Annotated in this window: 12 protein-coding genes; 9 read left to right on the forward strand and 3 right to left on the reverse strand. The window is 43.9% G+C overall.

The features are described 5' to 3' along the window. Positions 1–75: 75 nt before the first annotated feature. Positions 76–1,296: an SAM-dependent methyltransferase gene (locus FE810_RS03645; protein ID WP_246036881.1), complete on the forward strand. Its 1,221-nt coding sequence runs from the start codon at positions 76–78 to the stop codon at positions 1,294–1,296. 26 nt (positions 1,297–1,322) lie between these two features. On the opposite strand, the gene FE810_RS17045 is transcribed toward FE810_RS03645, so the two are convergent. Then, entirely contained in the window at positions 1,323–1,895 is a 573-nt protein-coding gene (locus tag FE810_RS17045; protein WP_171022249.1) for a hypothetical protein, read from the reverse strand. Between the two features lie 473 nt (positions 1,896–2,368). Between FE810_RS17045 and gcvT the strand changes: the two genes are divergently transcribed. The 3 genes from gcvT to gcvP all read left to right on the forward strand — a co-directional run bounded on the left by gcvT (position 2,369) and on the right by gcvP (position 6,988). Then, the gene (gene gcvT / locus FE810_RS03655; protein ID WP_138318666.1) at positions 2,369–3,457 is read left to right on the forward strand and encodes a glycine cleavage system aminomethyltransferase GcvT; all 1,089 of its coding nucleotides are present in this window, start codon (positions 2,369–2,371) and stop codon (positions 3,455–3,457) included. A gap of 101 nt (positions 3,458–3,558) precedes the next feature. Next, a complete protein-coding gene (gene gcvH, locus FE810_RS03660; protein ID WP_138318667.1) occupies positions 3,559–3,948 on the forward strand; it encodes a glycine cleavage system protein GcvH in 390 nt (129 codons plus the stop codon). Between the two features lie 145 nt (positions 3,949–4,093). After that, positions 4,094–6,988, forward strand: a complete 2,895-nt coding sequence (gene gcvP, locus FE810_RS03665) for an aminomethyl-transferring glycine dehydrogenase (protein WP_138318668.1) — start codon at positions 4,094–4,096, stop codon at positions 6,986–6,988. 112 nt (positions 6,989–7,100) lie between these two features. Here the strand turns inward: gcvP and FE810_RS03670 are convergent, their stop codons facing one another. Then, positions 7,101–7,304 carry a type 2 periplasmic-binding domain-containing protein gene (locus FE810_RS03670; protein ID WP_212744456.1) on the reverse strand — a complete coding sequence of 68 codons (204 nt, stop codon included), beginning with the start codon at positions 7,302–7,304 and terminating at the stop codon, positions 7,101–7,103. 230 nt (positions 7,305–7,534) lie between these two features. Between FE810_RS03670 and FE810_RS03675 the strand changes: the two genes are divergently transcribed. Together FE810_RS03675 and ggt are read left to right on the forward strand one after the other, a co-directional pair. Further along, a complete protein-coding gene (locus FE810_RS03675) occupies positions 7,535–8,425 on the forward strand; it encodes a leucine-rich repeat domain-containing protein (RefSeq protein WP_138318669.1) in 891 nt (296 codons plus the stop codon). 494 nt (positions 8,426–8,919) lie between these two features. Then, positions 8,920–10,611, forward strand: a complete 1,692-nt coding sequence (gene ggt / locus FE810_RS03680; RefSeq protein WP_212744465.1) for a gamma-glutamyltransferase — start codon at positions 8,920–8,922, stop codon at positions 10,609–10,611. Between the two features lie 81 nt (positions 10,612–10,692). Here the strand turns inward: ggt and FE810_RS03685 are convergent, their stop codons facing one another. Further along, a complete protein-coding gene (locus FE810_RS03685; RefSeq protein ID WP_171022251.1) occupies positions 10,693–12,954 on the reverse strand; it encodes a fatty acid cis/trans isomerase in 2,262 nt (753 codons plus the stop codon). Positions 12,955–13,321: 367 nt separating this feature from the next. On the opposite strand from FE810_RS03685, the gene FE810_RS03690 reads away from it, so the two are divergent. From FE810_RS03690 to FE810_RS03700, 3 genes are all read left to right on the forward strand, one after another. Continuing rightward, positions 13,322–14,035, forward strand: a complete 714-nt coding sequence (locus FE810_RS03690; RefSeq protein ID WP_138318672.1) for a pseudouridine synthase — start codon at positions 13,322–13,324, stop codon at positions 14,033–14,035. Between the two features lie 256 nt (positions 14,036–14,291). Next, positions 14,292–16,205, forward strand: a complete 1,914-nt coding sequence (locus tag FE810_RS03695; RefSeq protein ID WP_138318673.1) for an alpha/beta hydrolase family protein — start codon at positions 14,292–14,294, stop codon at positions 16,203–16,205. Between the two features lie 389 nt (positions 16,206–16,594). Beyond that, entirely contained in the window at positions 16,595–18,256 is a 1,662-nt protein-coding gene (locus FE810_RS03700) for a hypothetical protein (protein ID WP_138318674.1), read from the forward strand. The last annotated feature ends 338 nt before the right edge of the window (positions 18,257–18,594 follow it).

The following is an 18,594-nucleotide window of genomic DNA, read 5'->3' on the forward strand; positions in this document are numbered from 1 at the left end:
GCCCTAGAAGCAAATTCACTTCAAATTACGAATCACAACATGAGTCAAAATGCGAGTCAAAACATGGAACAAAATGTGGAACATATAAGCGCGATTGTAACTCCAGAGCAGTTAACTTTTATTCAACGTCGCTGTCGGGCTTTAGTACATAGTGCGTTAGCCAAGGTAACTCATGGGCAGCTTGAATTGATCGAAGGTGACAAGCATTTTCATTTTGGTGTGCAAGGCAGTGATATCAAAGCGCAAATTAAGGTGCATGATGTCAGTGTATACACCAGTTTTGTCAAAGGTGGCAGTATAGGCGCCTCAGAAGCCTATATCGATAATCGCTGGAGCTGCGATGATCTGACATCTTTGATTCGCATTTTTGCAAGAGCGCAAAAGGTGACCGATTCTATGGAGTCGAAAATGGCGTGGATTGGTAAAGTGAAAAATGCTTTATTCCATCGTCGTAACCGCAATACCGTATCAGGTTCAAAGCGCAATATCCTCGCGCACTATGATTTAGGTAATGAACTTTATACGCGCTTTCTGGACGAATCGATGATGTACTCTTCGGCAATTTACCCAAGCGAAGAGGCAACGCTTGCCCAAGCCCAGCAACATAAGCTGGCGACAATTTGTGAACAATTGCAGTTGGACGACAACGATCACCTGCTTGAAATTGGCACAGGTTGGGGCGGACTGGCGATTTATGCCGCGCAAAATTATGGCTGTCGGGTTACTACCACCACAATTTCTGAAGCGCAGTACAACTATGCACAAGCAAAAGTGAACGAGCTAGGCTTACAGGATCGGATCACGTTATTGAAAAAAGACTATCGTGAACTGGAAGGGGAGTACGACAAACTGGTTTCGATTGAAATGATTGAAGCGGTGGGACACGAGTACTTTGATTCCTTTTTTAGCCAGTGTAATGCGCGTTTGAAATCCGGTGGCAAAATGTTGATTCAAGCCATAACCATTGCCGATCAGCGCTTCGATTATTATCGTAATAATGTGGATTTTATCCAACGTTATATTTTCCCTGGTGGTTGTCTTCCTTCGATTCAATTGATGAGCCAGCAGATTGCTGATAATACCGAAATGGTGATTGAGTCAATATCCGATATTGGCCTGGATTACGCAAGAACGCTCGCGGATTGGCGCCAGGCATTTTTTAAATCCTGGCCGGAACTCAGCCAACTTGGCTATGACGACACCTTCAAGCGTTTGTGGACCTATTACTTGTGCTATTGCGAGGGTGCGTTTCTGGAACGTTCTACCAGCACAGTGCATCTCCTCGCTCGCAAATAGCGTCCCCGTCCATAGTGGCGGCGCATTTATTTCATCAGAGCTTGTAGCTGGGCAAGATATTGTTGATATCCTTGACGATCAAAGTTATCAGACAACTCATTCATAAACCCATGCAAGTACTCGCTGTTTGTGACGTTTACGTTTTCCACGTCCACAAGTGACGTTGCAAGGGCGCTGATACTAAAATGTGGTTCCGAACAAGGCAGGACAATGTTGGTTGGCACACAAGGCACACTAACCGGCATATGACGTATTTGCGAACCGTAAAATAATAGCGCCGCTGTTTGCAGGCTCTTTCCCTGCAGCGACTTAGGTGGTTGCTGAGTCAGGCACCTCCATAGCGCTGACGCACCGACACTAAAGCCAATGAGAATTTGATCTTTGTTGGCCGCCTGCGACAAATAACCCGCGATAATATCGGCATAACGGTTAACACCGACATGCTGTTGAAAGTGCTGATAGGCAGCTGTTTCATTGGTAAAATTCTGAGCAATACCGTCATAGGGATCGATTATGAACAATGACCCACCCAATCGATCATTCATGGCGTGCACCGCAGGAGTTGTGCCGAATATATCGGTGATTAAGAATCCTTGCATGACTGTAACCTTCCCATAAACTCAGAGCCCATAGCTTTAAACACTTAATTTAAGAACTTAATTTAAGCACTTAATTTAAGGGCTTGATTTAATTAACGAATTTAAGTGCTTAAGTAAAAAGTGATACATCACTATATCAGACAGCCCCTAGATTGTTCATGCTGTATTGGTTGTTATTCTGGTGCGATAAGGGGATGTCCACTATTTCGCTAGCGCGACCTTGCAGGTGATTCCGGGGGAAGTTTGTTTTTATTGTTGATTGATATCCGGGATTATCCTGAATTTAATTTTGACAGGTCACGATTATCCAAATTAAATATGGAACTAAAGGTTTATTCGGCTTTTTATTTTAAAAGTGCGTAACTACTCATTGATCCTTATACTTTGTGGGCGTATAATTTTTGGCAATTTTTTAAGTAGGCAAAACGCCTGTTCATAATCGATAAAATCCGAGTAGATTTAAGTGACCTCTTATGACAAATAAAACGGTATTACACGCCAAACATCTTGAAGCTGGCGCCAAAATGGTGGATTTCTATGGTTGGGAAATGCCAATCAATTATGGTTCACAAATCGAAGAGCACCATGCAGTGCGTACCGATGCTGGTATGTTTGATGTGTCTCACATGACGATTGTTGATGTCCAGGGTGCGGATGCAAAAGCATTCCTGCGTCGCTTAGTGATTAACGATGTCGTTAAATTGGAAGTTGCCGGTAAAGCACTTTACACCGGTATGTGTAATGAACAAGGCGGTGTGATTGATGATCTGATCGTCTATTACTACACCGATACGGAATACCGTTTAGTGGTTAACTCCGCAACGCGTGAAAAAGATTTGGCCTGGATCAACAAGCAGTCTGAAGGCTTTACCGTGACCGTTACTGAGCGTCCTGAATTTGCGATGATTGCCATTCAAGGCCCACAGGCAAAAGCGAAGGTTGCTACCTTATTAGATGCTGAGCAAACCGCAGCGGTTGATGGCATGAAGCCATTTTTCAGCGTACAAGCCGGCGATTTATTTATCGCAACGACCGGTTACACCGGTGAGAATGGCTATGAAATCGCCTTACCAGCAGATATGGCGGCAGACTTTTGGCAACAATTATTAGATGCCGGCGTGAAACCTGCCGGTCTTGGCGCCCGTGATACCTTGCGTCTGGAAGCTGGTATGAACTTATACGGTTTGGATATGGACGAGAGTGTTTCGCCATTAGCAGCAAACATGGCCTGGACCATTAGTTGGGAACCAGAAGATCGTAATTTTATCGGTCGTGATGTATTAGCCGCACAACGAGCTGCCGGCGACCAGCCGAAGCTTGTCGGTTTAGTGCTTACTGAGAAAGGCGTTTTACGCTCTGGTTTGAAGGTTGTATCCGAGCAAGGTGAAGGTGTGATCACATCTGGCACTTTCTCTCCAACTCTAGGTCATAGTATTGCCATGGCACGCGTACCACGCGCTGTGAAAATAGGCGATACAGTTCAGGTTGAAATGCGTAAGAAACTGGTGAATGTTGAAGTCATTAAGCCAAGTTTTGTACGCAATGGTAAAAAAGTTTTCTAAACTAAACCTAACGCGTTTACACTAAGGTCGGCCGGGGTTGATTAGGTCCTCAGCCTGGAATTATAAACAGATTTAAAATCATTTATTTTTAGGAACACAAAATGAGCAACATTCCTTCTGAATTGAAATATGCGTCGTCCCACGAATGGGTACGTAACGAAGGTGACGGCACGGTAACTGTTGGTATCACCGAACACGCCCAAGAGCTACTAGGCGACATGGTATTTGTTGAATTGCCGGAAGTTGGCGATCAAATTAGCACCGGTGATGATGTTGCTGTCGCAGAATCTGTGAAAGCCGCTTCAGATATTTATGCACCTGTCAGTGGTGAAGTTGTTGGTATTAACGAAGATCTGGAAGATAGCCCAGAGCTTGTTAACTCTGACGCATTTGGTGATGGTTGGATGTTCCGAGTGAAACTGGACGATGCCAGCGAGTTGGACGCACTATTGGATGCGGAAGGCTACCAAAACGTTGTTGATGAAGATTAATCAACAATATTAATATGTTAAAGCCCTGGACTATGAATTAGCGTAATCCGGGGCTTGTTGTTTTTAACGGCTTTCGGTTTTTGCACACTTATCGTCAAAAATTCACACCGTTTGATTTAAAACCTTTATTCGGGACCTGTTGTTTATGTCTACTCTATCGTTGACACAATTAGAACAAACTCAAGATTTTATTCGCCGTCATATTGGCCCTGATGCCGAACAGACCACTGCCATGCTTAATGAGATTGGTGCGGATTCGGTTGATGCGTTAATTGATGAAATCGTACCATCAAGTATTCGCCTGTCTGACTTACCTAATATCAACGAAAGCAAGACAGAAGTAAAAGCCCTTAGCGACTTAAAAGTATTGGCCAGTGAAAACACGGTAAATACCTCATATATCGGATTAGGCTACTTCCCAACGCTGACTCCTAACGTTATTTTGCGTAATGTTTTGGAAAATCCAGGTTGGTACACGGCCTATACCCCGTATCAGCCAGAAATTGCCCAGGGTCGTTTAGAATCCTTGTTGAACTATCAACAAATGTGTATCGACCTGACAGGTCTTGAACTTGCCAGTGCCTCATTACTGGATGAAGGAACCGCAGCAGCAGAAGCCATGGCGCTTGCTAAGCGTGTTTCCAAGAACAAAAAATCCAACCTGTTCTTTGTTGCCGATAGTGTCTACCCACAAACCATGGACGTGGTAAAACAGCGTGCCGAGATGTTTGGTTTTGATATTGTTGTAGGCGCTGCAGAAACGGCGGCGGAACACGATATTTTCGGTGCGTTATTGCAATACCCAGGTGCGGAAGGTGAAATCACCGATATCAGCACTATTATTGCTGACGTACAGGCGAAAAAAGGTATCGTTGCCGTTGCTGCCGATATCATGAGCCTGGTTATGTTAAAAGCACCAGGTGAGCTAGGCGCGGATGCGGTCATCGGTTCATCACAACGCTTTGGTGTGCCTATGGGCTACGGTGGTCCACACGCGGCATTCTTTACCACCAAAGATAAGCACAAGCGTTCATTGCCAGGTCGTATTATTGGTGTTTCTAAAGACACCCGTGGCAACAATGCATTGCGTATGGCAATGCAGACCCGTGAACAACATATCCGTCGTGAAAAAGCCAATTCCAACATTTGTACGGCGCAGGTGTTACTTGCCAATATGGCCGCGTTCTATGCGGTATACCATGGCCCTAAAGGTCTGAAAACCATTGCTAATCGGATCCATCGCTTTACCGATATTCTATGTCTAGGTACAGCGACTAAAGGTTTAACCGCAATTCATCAGAACTACTTTGATACCTTAACCTTTGCGGTTGATAACAAAGATGAGATTGTTACCCGTGCTTTGGCAACTGGCGTTAACCTGCGTGTTGATCAAGACGGTAAAGTTGGCATTTCACTCGATGAAACCACTAACCGTGATGACATTCACCAGTTATTCGACATCTTACTAGGCGAAGGCCATGGCCTTGATGTGGCGGATCTTGATGCGAAAATCCTTGAGTGTGGTCATTCTTCAATTCCAGCAGAATTGGTTCGCGAATCTGAGTTCTTAACCCACCCGGTATTTAACTCGTATCACAGCGAAACTGAGATGCTGCGTTACATCAAAAAGCTTGAAAACAAAGATTTGGCATTGAACCACTCAATGATCTCTTTGGGCTCTTGTACCATGAAGCTAAATGCTACCGCACAGATGATCCCGGTTAGCTGGCCTGAATTTGCCAATATGCATCCATTTGCGCCACTTGAGCAGGCAACAGGTTACACCAAGATGATCAACGAGCTGGGCGACTGGTTGGTTGAACTTACCGGTTATGATGATATCTCGATGCAACCGAATTCCGGTGCTCAGGGTGAATACGCGGGTCTGATCGCAATTCATAAATATCATGAGAGCCGTGGTGATGCGCACCGTAATATTTGTTTGATCCCATCGTCGGCACACGGGACGAACCCAGCATCGGCACAGATGGTTGGTATGAAAGTTGTGGTTGTCGATTGTGACAAACAAGGTAACGTTGATTTGGTTGATTTGAAAACCAAAGCCGAAGAAATGGCTGACAACCTATCCTGTATCATGATCACTTATCCATCGACTCACGGTGTATATGAAGAAACCATCAAAGAAATCTGTGACATCGTTCACGAACACGGTGGTCAGGTATACCTCGATGGCGCCAACATGAACGCTCAGGTGGGTATTACGTCACCTGGCTTTATCGGAGCTGACGTATCACACCTTAATTTGCACAAAACCTTCGCCATTCCACATGGCGGTGGTGGTCCAGGTATGGGCCCAATCGGGGTGAAATCTCACCTTGCGCCATTCTTGCCAGGTCATGCACTAGTTGATTTTGACAGCGAACTGAAAGGTAACGGTGCGGTTTCTGCAGCACCATTTGGTAGTGCCGGTATCCTGTGTATTTCCTATATGTATATTGCATTGCTAGGTAAACAAGGTGTTACCGATTCCACCAAGTACGCAATCACTAACGCTAACTACTTAGCGCATCAGTTAAGTCAGCATTACCCGATTCTTTATACCGGTAATAACGGTCGTGTTGCCCACGAATGTATTGTTGATTTGCGCCCATTAAAAGAAGCGTCTGGCATCACTGAAATGGATGTAGCTAAGCGTTTAATGGACTATGGTTTCCACGCTCCAACTATGTCATTCCCGGTTGCCGGTACCTTGATGATCGAGCCGACCGAGTCGGAATCGAAAGTTGAGTTAGACAGATTTATTGAAGCGATGACCTGTATTCGTGATGAAATCCGCAAGGTAGAGCAGGGCGAATGGACACTTGAAGACAATCCGCTTCACAATGCACCGCACACGCTAGCGGATATCACCGATACCAATTGGGATCGAGCTTATACGATAGCGGAAGCCGTATTCCCGGTAGCAGCTGCGGCGGCTAACAAATTCTGGCCAACAGTAAACCGTATCGATGACGTATACGGCGATCGTAACCTGATTTGTTCATGTCCTGCGGTTGAGACGTATATCGATAGCGAATAACGACACTCAAGCGCAGTAGACGATAGCCTTAATCTGCAAGCATTTAGAACGAGCCTTTTGCTAACGCACAGGCTCGTTTTTTATTGAGCTCGTTGTTTTAGTTGGTTTCTGCTTATTTAGTTTGTTTAGCCTGAGCAGTAAACTCGTTCAAGTAATCGATATCCTGCTCTTCTTTACGAATACCTACAAATATTTGTTTGTTGATACCATGCTCGCCAAAGCGCAGGCTTTGGATTGGCATGGATATAGAGTACTCATCCACAAGCCAGCCGGGCAGGGCACACAAGCCGCGGCCGGCGGCAACCATCTGCAACATGATTACTGTGGTAGTCCCACCATTAAAAGTTGCTTGACCATTCCATTTTTGATACGAATCAAAAGTGGGAGGACTAACATTAGAGCCCTATCTATAAGTAATATAGAGAAATATTTATACAGTTAGCTAAAAGATATCAAAGAATTATTGATCCTCGTGAGGTTTCGGGAGATCAAATACAAGCGATTTTGGATTGTGGAGAAAGCCCTGTCATTCAATTTAGTGAACCAATGTATACAAAACGTTTGCTACAGCAAGTAAATGAGTTGTGTATACAGTACAAACAGTTTCTGGAAGTTAGGTTTTATGGTCACTATTCACATGGGTTTGATGCCAAGTGGCTTGCATATATTCCAGCAGTAGAAAACTTGTCTCTTGATGCGCTGTTAGAAATAGAACACATAGAGAACCTGTATCATTTAGAAAATTTAAAGATTCTGTCCTTTGGAGTTTTTGAGTTTTCCGACAAGGATTTCCTAAAAAATATAAAACTGACAGGGCTTAAGGAGTTTAGCCTATCGGAAAGTAGGAAAAAGAACATTGATTTAAGACCACTAGAGAATGCAACATCACTTAACAAATTGTGTGTCGTAGGACACTCTAAAAATATTGAATCTATTAATTCAATACAGCAATTAAAACATGTGATACTGAGCCAAATCAGTAAAAAAGTATCTTTAGAATTTCTTAATAGATTAGAAAACTTGGAAGAACTAGAAGTCATTCTTGGTGGCAGAGATAACGTTAATGAGGTAACGATCCCAACATTAAAAACTTTACGAATTTTACGAGTTAGGAATTTCAATCAGATTTCTGACTTAAGTCGATTCCCAAAATTAGAGTGTCTCCACATTGAAGATCAAACTAAATTAGAGTCTATTGATTTGTCAGGCATTAGCCTCAAGCGATTGCTTATTGATAATTGTAAAAATCTTACAGAACTTATTGAGTTAGAATCTCAACAGGAATTGTTTTGGGTAGGCTTAAGTAGAACAAAACTAGACCTAAACGACCTGAAAATATTTGAATGGCCTAGTTCACTTAAAGTTATTTCATTGTCGGGTGGTAGCAATAAGTGGAATGAATCTTGTAAAAAATTTTTAACTCAAAAGGTTACGTAGCTCACCCTCACGACTTGGATTTTAATATTTAGTTGTAATAAAGGAATTACTTTTTTAACCACTCACAAAATTAAAAAATTTATTAGGCTAGAGTCACTAGAACTATTGACCTGCTCATAAACTCTATTCAATCTTTGGCTTCAAAAAAATCCTTATAAATTATACGTCGAACTCGCAAATTTAATTCGACTAAGACAAGTGGACAATACTTCACCCTTAAAAATAAACCACTGGTCTATTTTTACTTGCCTATCGCAATCTTTGCGAGGATTGTTGTATAAATAACGAATACTTATCGCAACCAATAATTTCAGAACTGTCTGAACATTTTGACTAGAAAGAGAAACAGAATGAAGAAAATATCTCTGCTAATTGCCAGCACACTGATGCTGTCCGCTACTGCCATTGGCGCTGAAAAGGCAAACAGCCCTGATAAAGACAGCACTATTGATAAAAGCACTATTATTGATGATGTCACCGGTGAGCCGGTACAAATGCGAGAAGATGGAAGAGGTGACCGCGTTGTCGGTGCGCCTTGGGCTACTCGTTCTCCGGTGCTTGCGGTTAATGGTATGGCGGCAACATCGCATCCGCTAGCGACCCAGGTTGCTATTGATATTCTGCAACAAGGTGGCACCGCCATGGATGCGGCAATTGCCGCAAATGCAGCGATTGGTTTGATGGAGCCAACCGGCAATGGCATAGGTGGCGATTTGTTCGCCATTGTCTGGGATCCGAAAACCGAAAAACTTCATGGTTTAAATGGTTCTGGGCGCAGCGCAAAAGGTCAGACGCTTGCGCAGTTAAAACAAAAAATTGGTGATGTTTCACAAATTCCTAACTGGGGTACACCGCCGGTTACGGTACCAGGTACCGTTGATGCTTGGTTTGCCTTGCATGAAAAGTTTGGCAAATTGGCAATGACAGAAAACTTAGCTCCTGCGATTCAATATGCCAGAGAGGGTTTTCCGGTTACTGAAGTTATCGCTTATTACATGGATATCTATCAAACGCGCTATGAAAAGCTATTCAAAGTAGGTGAGATTGAGGAGATCACTAATTATCAGGCCACGTTTCTGATTGATGGTAACGCGCCAGTTGAAGGCCAGGTATTTAAAAATCCAAATTTGGCCAATACCTTAGAAAAAATCGCTAAAGGAGGCCGTGATGCATTCTATAAAGGCGATATTGCCAAAACCATGGATAGTTATTTTAAACGCATCGGCGGGCCACTTCGCTATGAAGATTTTGCCAGCCACTCCAGTAACTGGATAGATCCAGCTTCGGTCAATTATCGTGGCTATGATGTTTGGGAACTACCACCTAACGGTCAGGGTATTGCCGCGTTGCAAATGCTAACCGTTTTAGAAAACTATGATCTGAAAAGCATGGGCCATAACAGCGCCGATTACTTACATGTGATGACCGAAGCAAAAAAACTGGCGTTTGAAGACCGTGCCCGTTTTTATGCTGATCCAGATTATCAAAAGATTAATCTCGATTATTTATTGTCAGAAAAGTACGGTAAAGAGCGCGCGAAATTGATTGATATGAAACGTGCTGCCAAAGAAGTGGAACACGGTGACCCTAAATTAATTGAAGGCGATACGATATATCTTACGGTGGCCGATAAAGATGGCATGATGGTTAGCCTTATTCAGAGTAATTATCGCGGTATGGGCACAGGACTTGTCGCCGATGGCCTTGGTTTTATTTTCCAAAACCGTGGCGCTCAGTATTCATTAACTGAAGGCCACCCGAATGTATATGCGCCAGGCAAGCGACCTTTCCATACCATTATTCCGGCGTTTATTACTAAAGATAATAAACCCTATATGAGTTTCGGTTTGATGGGCGGCGCAATGCAACCACAAGGCCACGTGCAGATGGTTACTAATATTGTCGATTTTGATATGAATGTACAGCAAGCCGGCGATGCCGCACGTTTTCATCACAAAGGTTCAACCTCGCCAACCTGGGAAGGACGAATGAAGGACAGTGGTGTATTAGAGCTGGAAAGTGGCGTGAAAGCGGATGTAGTGAAAGCGCTGCAACAACGCGGCCATAAAGTGCATATCACTAGTGGTCCATTTGGTGGCTATCAGGCAATCTTAAAAGACCTTAAAACCGGCGTTTATCACGGCGCCAGTGAAATGCGCAAAGACGGTCAGGCTCAGGGGTATTAATCTATACCACTGCTTATTTCGTAAAAAAGGCTGTGTTAAACAGCCTTTTTTGTGCGTGCCGGAAGCTGTGATTAAACAGGATCAACGATTTTCCAGGCGGTTGTAATCAAAGTAGCCAAAGTTGATGATAGCTTGTTGCTGATAGGTCCGGTGTAGCTCATCACTGAATGCCCAGAACTTATTATCGGTTCTTCTTACGCCAAACCTATCCAGCAGCTTTTCATAATCGGATTCGTTTTTCATTTGCCGGATCTGCTCAGTAAATTCTTCAATCTCGCTGTGGTCAAGTTTAAACAACGCATTCGGATGCGATGTCATCACCCCGTGGGCCATGGTCATGGTATCTTCATTTGAACGGCGACGGCCTTTTTCAGCAAAGATATGAGAGATATTGCTATAGGCGTTATGGGATAACAAACTGTATATATACGGTGTGTCATCATTGCCCTGAACCAGAACCAGAGAAGCCTGCGGTAATATAGAGGCGGCAACACCGATAGAACGATTCAATGCCTTGATCTCTGATATGGCATTATCCGTTAACCCGGGATATACCGTATGAACCGTACTTTGTGCCGCACCAACATGCTCTTTAATCATCCCTAGTAGCTCCGGCAAAGGTTCTGAGGTCTGGTATTTTATATGGGTTTCATGGGCGAAATTACTGCCATTTTGTATGTATTTTTCCACCGGACTTATCGAGCCTCTGTACCACTGTTCACGCACGGTTTTGCGATTGGCTTTGGGTAGTAAAGAGAGAAAGCTGGTCTCACCCTCCATCCTCAGAAAGTCCATATACACCCGACTATTTAACTGGTGACCCACATTGCCGTAAACATCGTAACCTGCGACCAGTAAATAGTGAATACGCTCGAACAGAGGGTAAGTGATCACCCACACCGTCTGTGGGTTTTCACCCACCAGGCCTTTAACAACACTAGCAGCATCGAAATGACGAAAGATGGTGAGCGCCACATTGTCATTATTACCATCGCCATTCCAGAGTAAATCTAACGTTATCGGAAGCTGGCCTTCAAGGTGATTTTTAATGTACTCGGCCTTTACATCCAGGTATTCACGCTCAGCTTTGGCATATGCCAGCCAGTTTGTTGGCAGCGCATTACTATCCGCTTCCGCTGGCAGTTCCAATGTCGCCCTGGCTTTTTCCATAAACACTTCATCATATTCTGGCAATTCGATATCAGGATTGGAAAACACCACCCAAAAATGATCATTAATCACATTCAACGCAATCTGGCCACGGCATACCGCCCCTTTGATAAACTGCATAATGCTATATTGCGCCTCATCAAGCATAAAACGGTAGCGAGCATCCGTTGGCAATGCGGCAAAGGTAATAAATGGGTTGGAGGCATTTTTCGGCATATAATCAGGCAGTTTATCCACCTGATAATGTGGTTGATAGAACCAATCGTGCCACTTATCTTGACGTTCTTGTGTTAATGCAAATGGCATATGCAGTTTATCGACCAGAGTTTCTTGCAATGGCATTAAACGATAATAGACGCGGGCAACGTTAGGGTCGTCAAACGGACGGCGAGTGGCAATGATCTCTAGCGGTTTTCCTGGTGGCGTCTTTGAACGATAGAGTCGAAAGAATTGTGGCTGTTGGTCACTTTTCTCGGCCTCTGGAAAATATAAATGGGCAAGAAACAAATGCTCATACAAGTAACGATTAACCAACTGATGTTTGTTTGAATCTTGATTAAAGTAGGCTTCCCATTCATCGACTTTTTGCTGCAGCGCATTGGCAAGTGAGTTGGAGCGATTGTCGGGAGTCCCCGCATTTACCCAGTCAATGAGTTGTTGATGCTCGGATTGACTAATGCCAGGCAGGGCATAAGGCATCCCCCATAATGGAGTTTTCTTCTGATACTTAGTGTGTTCCTCTTCGGTAGGACATTCGAGGCTCCGATTCAAACTCAGTTTAAAGCTGTCCGGTAACGTCTTGCTATTGGGTAATGGGTGATCGCGTTTTTGCTGCAGCATTTTAACAAGCAGGCTTTGCAAAGGATCTCTCTTGCCTTCTTTGTTACCCTCGTTCAGAACTGGGTGAAAATCCATTTCTCGCCATTGTTCTGTGGTTTGCGCATCTTCAAAGAGTCGGGTTGGGTCCGCGGCAAGAATACGTTCGCCTTGATAAACCGGGTCCTTATTCGCCCCCCTGGTGATCCCATCAAAGCTCCCCAGTTTTAATTGGCAGGGCGCATCATAACAACCATGACACACGACACAGCGCTTATCCAAAATGGGTTGGATTTGTTGCTGAAAGTCAATCTGGGTTGTATGTACTTGCGGTTGTTTAGCCGTTTTTGTGTTCAAGCTTTCCTGCGTTCCTGCCACAGAGGCAGAAAAGGGCGATAGCGTTGTCAGGGCTAACAGGAGCAGGAGCACAGTCGCGCAGTGTTTTAACATTGTATTTATCTATGGTCCGATTTGGCTAAGCGTTACTTTAGTTTCACAAGTGCATTAAACGCTAACTGGGGCAATAACATTGCTGCAGTTTAACTAAGTGTAGACAACGCTGATAATTCCCGTGTTATCAAGCAATACATAAACGAGTTGGCAATGGCTAAACGGACGTTAAGGCAGAGCGAATGTACTGCTATCGATACAGAAAATCGTAGGCATGTTGTCTAATGGCCGCTATGATGCAATGAACAATCATCACTGACAAAACAATCGATAGATGGCACTGGAAACCAGAAGACTGGATAAGTTTCTCGCCGAGCACCTGCAACTTAACCGTCGCGAGGTTCGCATATTGCTCGCTAGAAGGGCGGTAGCTGTAGACGATAAACCGGTGGTTGATAGGGATGTGTTAGTTAATCGCTTTTCGAAAATCACCCTAGACGGTAACGTATTGCAAGCCAATGAACCGCGTTATTTTATGTTGCATAAACCTATTGGGGTCGTGTCTGCTACCACCGATAAGCAGCATAAAACCGTACTAGACTTGCTGCCTGTCACCGATAAACCCGGTTTGCATATAACAGGGCGCCTGGATTTAAACACATCGGGGTTATTATTAATTACAGATGACAGTCGCTGGTCCGAAGCCCTGTCTCATCCTGACAACAAAGTGACCAAACACTATCGGGTTACCCTGCAAAACCCAATAGATGAAAGCTATATTGAAGCATTTGCCAACGGCATGTATTTTCCCTTTGAAGATATTGTCACCCAACCCGCAAGGCTTAAGATTGTTTCCGACTACGAGGCAGACGTATGGCTAACGGAAGGTAAATACCATCAAATTAAGCGCATGTTTGGGCGCTTTCGCAACCCCGTTATAGCGCTGCATCGCATTAGCATCGGCGCCATTACGTTGGATAAAAACCTCGAGCCAGGTCAAAGCCGCCCTTTAAACAAGCAGGAAATTGCGTCAGCGGTTCCCAAATAACGCAGCAGACGACATTTACGTATCCTTGCACGTACAAACCACGTACATGATTGAACATTTCCTATGGTATTTTTAAGATTTTTCTATCTGAAAGTTTTATTGTTGTGTTAGTAAGGTGTTAACAGAACTTTAATAAAATCATATTTCATTTTTTCATTGAGCAAACAAATCGTGAGACGTTTGAATTACTTTTACTTAATGTCATTATTCGATATTGTAGTGCGTGAAATAATAATTATAACCTTAAAGGATTGATATGAGATCGTTGCTCATGAGCTTAGGGCTGCTAGTTTTATTAGCATCTCAATCGGTAAATTCTGCACCGTTAACCTTTGCAGATTACGCCCAACTCCCAGAAAAAAGCATGATGCGGGTGTCCCCATCAGGAACCAAGCTTGCCTACCGTATGGCAAGCGAAGACCGTGACTTATTGATTGTTATGGATCTAACAACAGGTGAGATGATCCGCGCGGCCGATATCGCTGCAGTAAATCCCGATCACGTGTATTTTATTGACGAAGATCGTGTTGTCTTGATGGCATCGAATAATACTCGTATGTTTGGTTATCATGGGCGACATGACGTCAGCGCCGCGTTTTCCTTTAACCTAGAAACGGGAGACTTACATCAGTTATTAACTGCAGGTAAAGGCATTCATTCAGGACAAACGTCCGTCGGTAGTGTGGTAGGGATATCTCCGGATGGACGATATGCCTATATGCCAGCCTGGGATGATAAAAATAATTACAGCCTGTTCAAAGCGGATTTAAGTAAAAGACGCAGCCCTAAACGCCATAAAAAAGGCACTAATGATACCATCGATTTTTTTGTGGATGATAACGGCGAAATGCTTGCCCGGGAGCGCTTTAATAATAGAGCGAATTTACATCGATTAGAAGCATGGATCGACGATGAATGGGTTGAGATATTCCGAGAGGAGACGGATATTCGTCATGTCGGTTTTACTGGCATAACCCCAGATCAGAAAAGCATTGTTATGATTCGCCAGGATGGTGCCCATGGTCGCTGGGCGTATTATACCTTGTCTCTTGCCGATGGCAGTGAATCAGGACCATATTTTAGTAAAGAAGATCGCGATATTGAACACGTGTTAACGGATATTAATCGCGTGGTTTATGGTGTGCAATATTCCGGTTTTAAACCGAGTTATGAATTCTTTGATAAAAAATTAAACGCCAGAATGCGCGGTATTCAGGCTGCGCTGCCAGGATACGCGTTAGCAATTAATGACTATTCGCCTGATTGGGCCAATATCGTCATACACATGAGTGGCGAAGACAACTCTGGGCAATATCTACGATATCGGGGTGGTAAACTTGATTCACTCGGCATGGCTCGTCCTAAAATCACCCATGAACATGTGAATTTAGTGAAAGTTGATGCGTATGATGCCCGCGATGGACTCAATATTCCGACGTTATTAACGATGCCAAAAGGCGTAGAAGCGAAAAAATTACCAACCATTATGCTACCTCATGGTGGTCCTGAGTCCTATGACAAGATAGGCTTTCACTGGCTAGCCCAGTATTTTTCCAGTCAGGGATATTTGGTGATCCAGCCGCAATTTCGAGGCTCAGAAGGCTTTGGTCCAGAGCATTTGTTTAAGGGCCGTGGAGAGTGGGGTCGTAAGATGAATGATGACCTTACCGATGCCGTGACCGAGTTTGCCAAACGTGGATTAGTTGATCCAGAGCGTGTTTGTATCGTTGGTTCGAGTTACGGTGGTTATGCCGCACTCGCCGCAGTGGCGTTCACGCCTGATGTATACAAATGCGCGGTATCGATTAATGGTCTTGCCGATATTGAGCGTATGATGAAACAGGAAAAGCGTGATTATGGTCGTCATCATTGGGTCGTTTCATATTGGGATAGGGTAATTTCTAATAAGAGCCTGGACGAAGATCATCTCGAAAAAATATCGCCGATAAACTTCGTCAAGGACATCAAAGCACCGGTGTTATTGGTTCATGGTGAACATGATTTGGTTGTTCCATATTATCAATCCGACAATATGTTTGATGAAATGGAGGATGAAGATAAACAGGTGACATTTATTGAATTGGATGAAGGTGACCATGATATGTCGAATCCGAAAAACCGAGCCATAGCGCTCGAGGCTATCGATAAGTTTGTTAAACAACACTTATAATTGTCAACCTATTCCAGAATGGGATAATTGAAATAGAAAAAGCCTTGCATGATCGCAAGGCTTTTTTGTGTCTGGAGAGTTATGGTTGGGTTCATCTTTGAAAGTGCATACATTTCACCGACAATACTTATTCACCTCCTGTTGAGCTATTGGTTCATTTACGGAGTTTCCCCGTTTAAATAACGCTTTATTTTATCAACCGATTTAAAACCCCCATTGCCAAAAAATGTCAGATCGATATACTGCTTTTATTGGTAAGGCCACTTTACAGGTGTAAGTGCTGATACCGGTGTAGATGCTAATACAGGTTCGAGCATTTCACCGATGTTGGTGCCAACGGCTTAGCCGATGTGAGAAACTTCTTTAATGGATTGTATTTGGAAAAAGTAATGAAACAAATTTATTTAGCTGCGGTTATTTCAAGTTGTGTAGGGCTGGTTGGTTGTGTGAAAGAAGACCAAAAAATCAAATCGGTTGAGTCTTCTGAATCATTTACGGTTCAGGCAGCGAAAGAAAATCTGGTATTTGCTAAAGACCAATACCTGAAATTAATTGACCACGTGTCGAACCAGCGCCACCTGAATTTAAAACCTGCATGTAAAGCTGATCCTGAGATGGTTTGTGTGCCGCGTTCAGAAGAGCATGATGGCATCTATATGGAGCAAAGTGAAAAGTGGACCAATGGATTTTTCCCAGGGGTGTTATGGAAACTATTGAGCTCGAAAGCGTATATTGATTCCTGGCAATCCGGACAGGAGCAAAAAATTTTCACAACGGCTAAGTATTTTCAGGAAACCTTATATTCTGAAGCGCATCGAAATTCTACCCATGACTTAGGGTTTATCCTATACGATTCTTTTGGTGAAGCGTTGGCTTATGATCAACTCGATAGCGCGACGCGAGCCGATTACCTACAAGCCCTGGAAACGGGCCGAGCCACTTTGGCGACACGTTATACCGATGACAAAGGGTTAATTCGCTCGTGGGATTGGCTCCCCAGAATGAAGATTGCCACGCTGGAAAATGGTGAGCAAATCATCGACCGCTATACCTTGTCTGACCCATGGACGTATCCGGTGATCATCGACAATATGATGAATCTTGAGTTTTTGTTGGATAGCGAAAATATCCGTTATCATGAAATCGCGTTTAACCACGCGAAACATACCAGTATTAATCATTATTTTTACGATGAAGCCGATGAGCAACAAACCTACCCATTGTCATACCATGTATTTGACTATGGCTCATTTAAACCGGGTAACTGGCAGGGTGTCGGTAATGTTTCTGCCTGGGCGCGAGGGCAGGGCTGGTCTTTATACGGTTATGTAACGGTTGTAGAAGCCATGGCAAAGTCTAACGTTGATCTGACGGACTATCCTGATTTTAATGCCCATTTACAGCGCCTTTTTGGCAGTATCGAGCACCTTTTGGCAGACGATCCCATTCCCCATTGGGATTTTTTCGCGACGCGTGACAATGCATATCAATATGCTGAAAATATATCCGAGCAGACAACCGTCTTTTCCGGCATATTGGGACTTTGCGACCGATTAATTGAAGACCACGTCAAACCGTATGTCGGCTATCGGCCGATGACACTGCCGGCGTCTATGCTATCGGATGAATCAATCGACAGATTGCAGGGAAAAGTTAGCTGGTATGGTGAGCCTGTATTGCAGGGTGACAGTCTTGTGCCTTGCGGACGTGAACCTTATGCACAATCCCATGCTAAAATTCCAAGAGATACATCTGCGGCCGCGATATATGCCGCAGCACTGTACCGTTATGCCACGTTTACCGGTAATCCTCAAGAGCAGCAAAAGTATGCGGCGCTTGCCGACCGGATTATGGCGGAGCTGACGGAAAACTATCGTACCGATCGTGCGAAAAATGGTCGTCCTCATAGCGTAGACTTTGGTTTTGTCCTCGCTGAAGCAACCGGTGATATGGGTAATGGCGGCGAAATCGACACCCCGATTGTTTATGGCGACTTTTACTTTATTGAAGCCAATATTCGTAAAATCGAATTCGAGCAATCGATAAACTAGCGGGTAAAACGATAATCTAATAAGTCAGTCTAGCGCTGATTCTTTAGAACATAAGGCCGTGACCTATTGTATGGTCGCGGCTTTTTACTATTTGCTTGGTTGCCGGCGCGTGTCTGGCCACAGCACACACCTATTTAAAGCCCAGTTTTTCCTTTGACCTCTGGCTTTTAACCTATTTAGCTTTTGATATTTTTGAAAAGAGCCCAACAAATCATTCAGTGCCTTCAGGCGCTAATAGCTCTGCAAATGACGCATAGTATCCGCCTTATACCAATCCCATTAAATTATTGCTCACTCAGTGAGAATTTAAAGGCTTTTAGACAAGGCTTTGATTGCAG

This window comes from Thalassotalea litorea, from assembly GCF_005843925.1.
Taxonomy (GTDB): Bacteria; Pseudomonadota; Gammaproteobacteria; order Enterobacterales; family Alteromonadaceae; genus Thalassotalea_A; species Thalassotalea_A litorea_A.

Coding starts and splice junctions, on each gene's coding strand:
- FE810_RS03695 (WP_138318673.1), top strand. CDS start 14,292: ATGAGATCGTTGCTCATGAGCTTAGGGCTGCTAGTTTTATTAGCATCT.
- FE810_RS03675 (WP_138318669.1), top strand. CDS start 7,535: ATGTATACAAAACGTTTGCTACAGCAAGTAAATGAGTTGTGTATACAG.
- gcvH (WP_138318667.1), top strand. CDS start 3,559: ATGAGCAACATTCCTTCTGAATTGAAATATGCGTCGTCCCACGAATGG.
- gcvT (WP_138318666.1), top strand. CDS start 2,369: ATGACAAATAAAACGGTATTACACGCCAAACATCTTGAAGCTGGCGCC.
- FE810_RS03670 (WP_212744456.1), bottom strand. CDS start 7,304: ATGTTGCAGATGGTTGCCGCCGGCCGCGGCTTGTGTGCCCTGCCCGGC.
- FE810_RS03700 (WP_138318674.1), top strand. CDS start 16,595: ATGAAACAAATTTATTTAGCTGCGGTTATTTCAAGTTGTGTAGGGCTG.
- FE810_RS17045 (WP_171022249.1), bottom strand. CDS start 1,895: ATGCAAGGATTCTTAATCACCGATATATTCGGCACAACTCCTGCGGTG.
- ggt (WP_212744465.1), top strand. CDS start 8,920: ATGCGAGAAGATGGAAGAGGTGACCGCGTTGTCGGTGCGCCTTGGGCT.
- FE810_RS03690 (WP_138318672.1), top strand. CDS start 13,322: ATGGCACTGGAAACCAGAAGACTGGATAAGTTTCTCGCCGAGCACCTG.
- gcvP (WP_138318668.1), top strand. CDS start 4,094: ATGTCTACTCTATCGTTGACACAATTAGAACAAACTCAAGATTTTATT.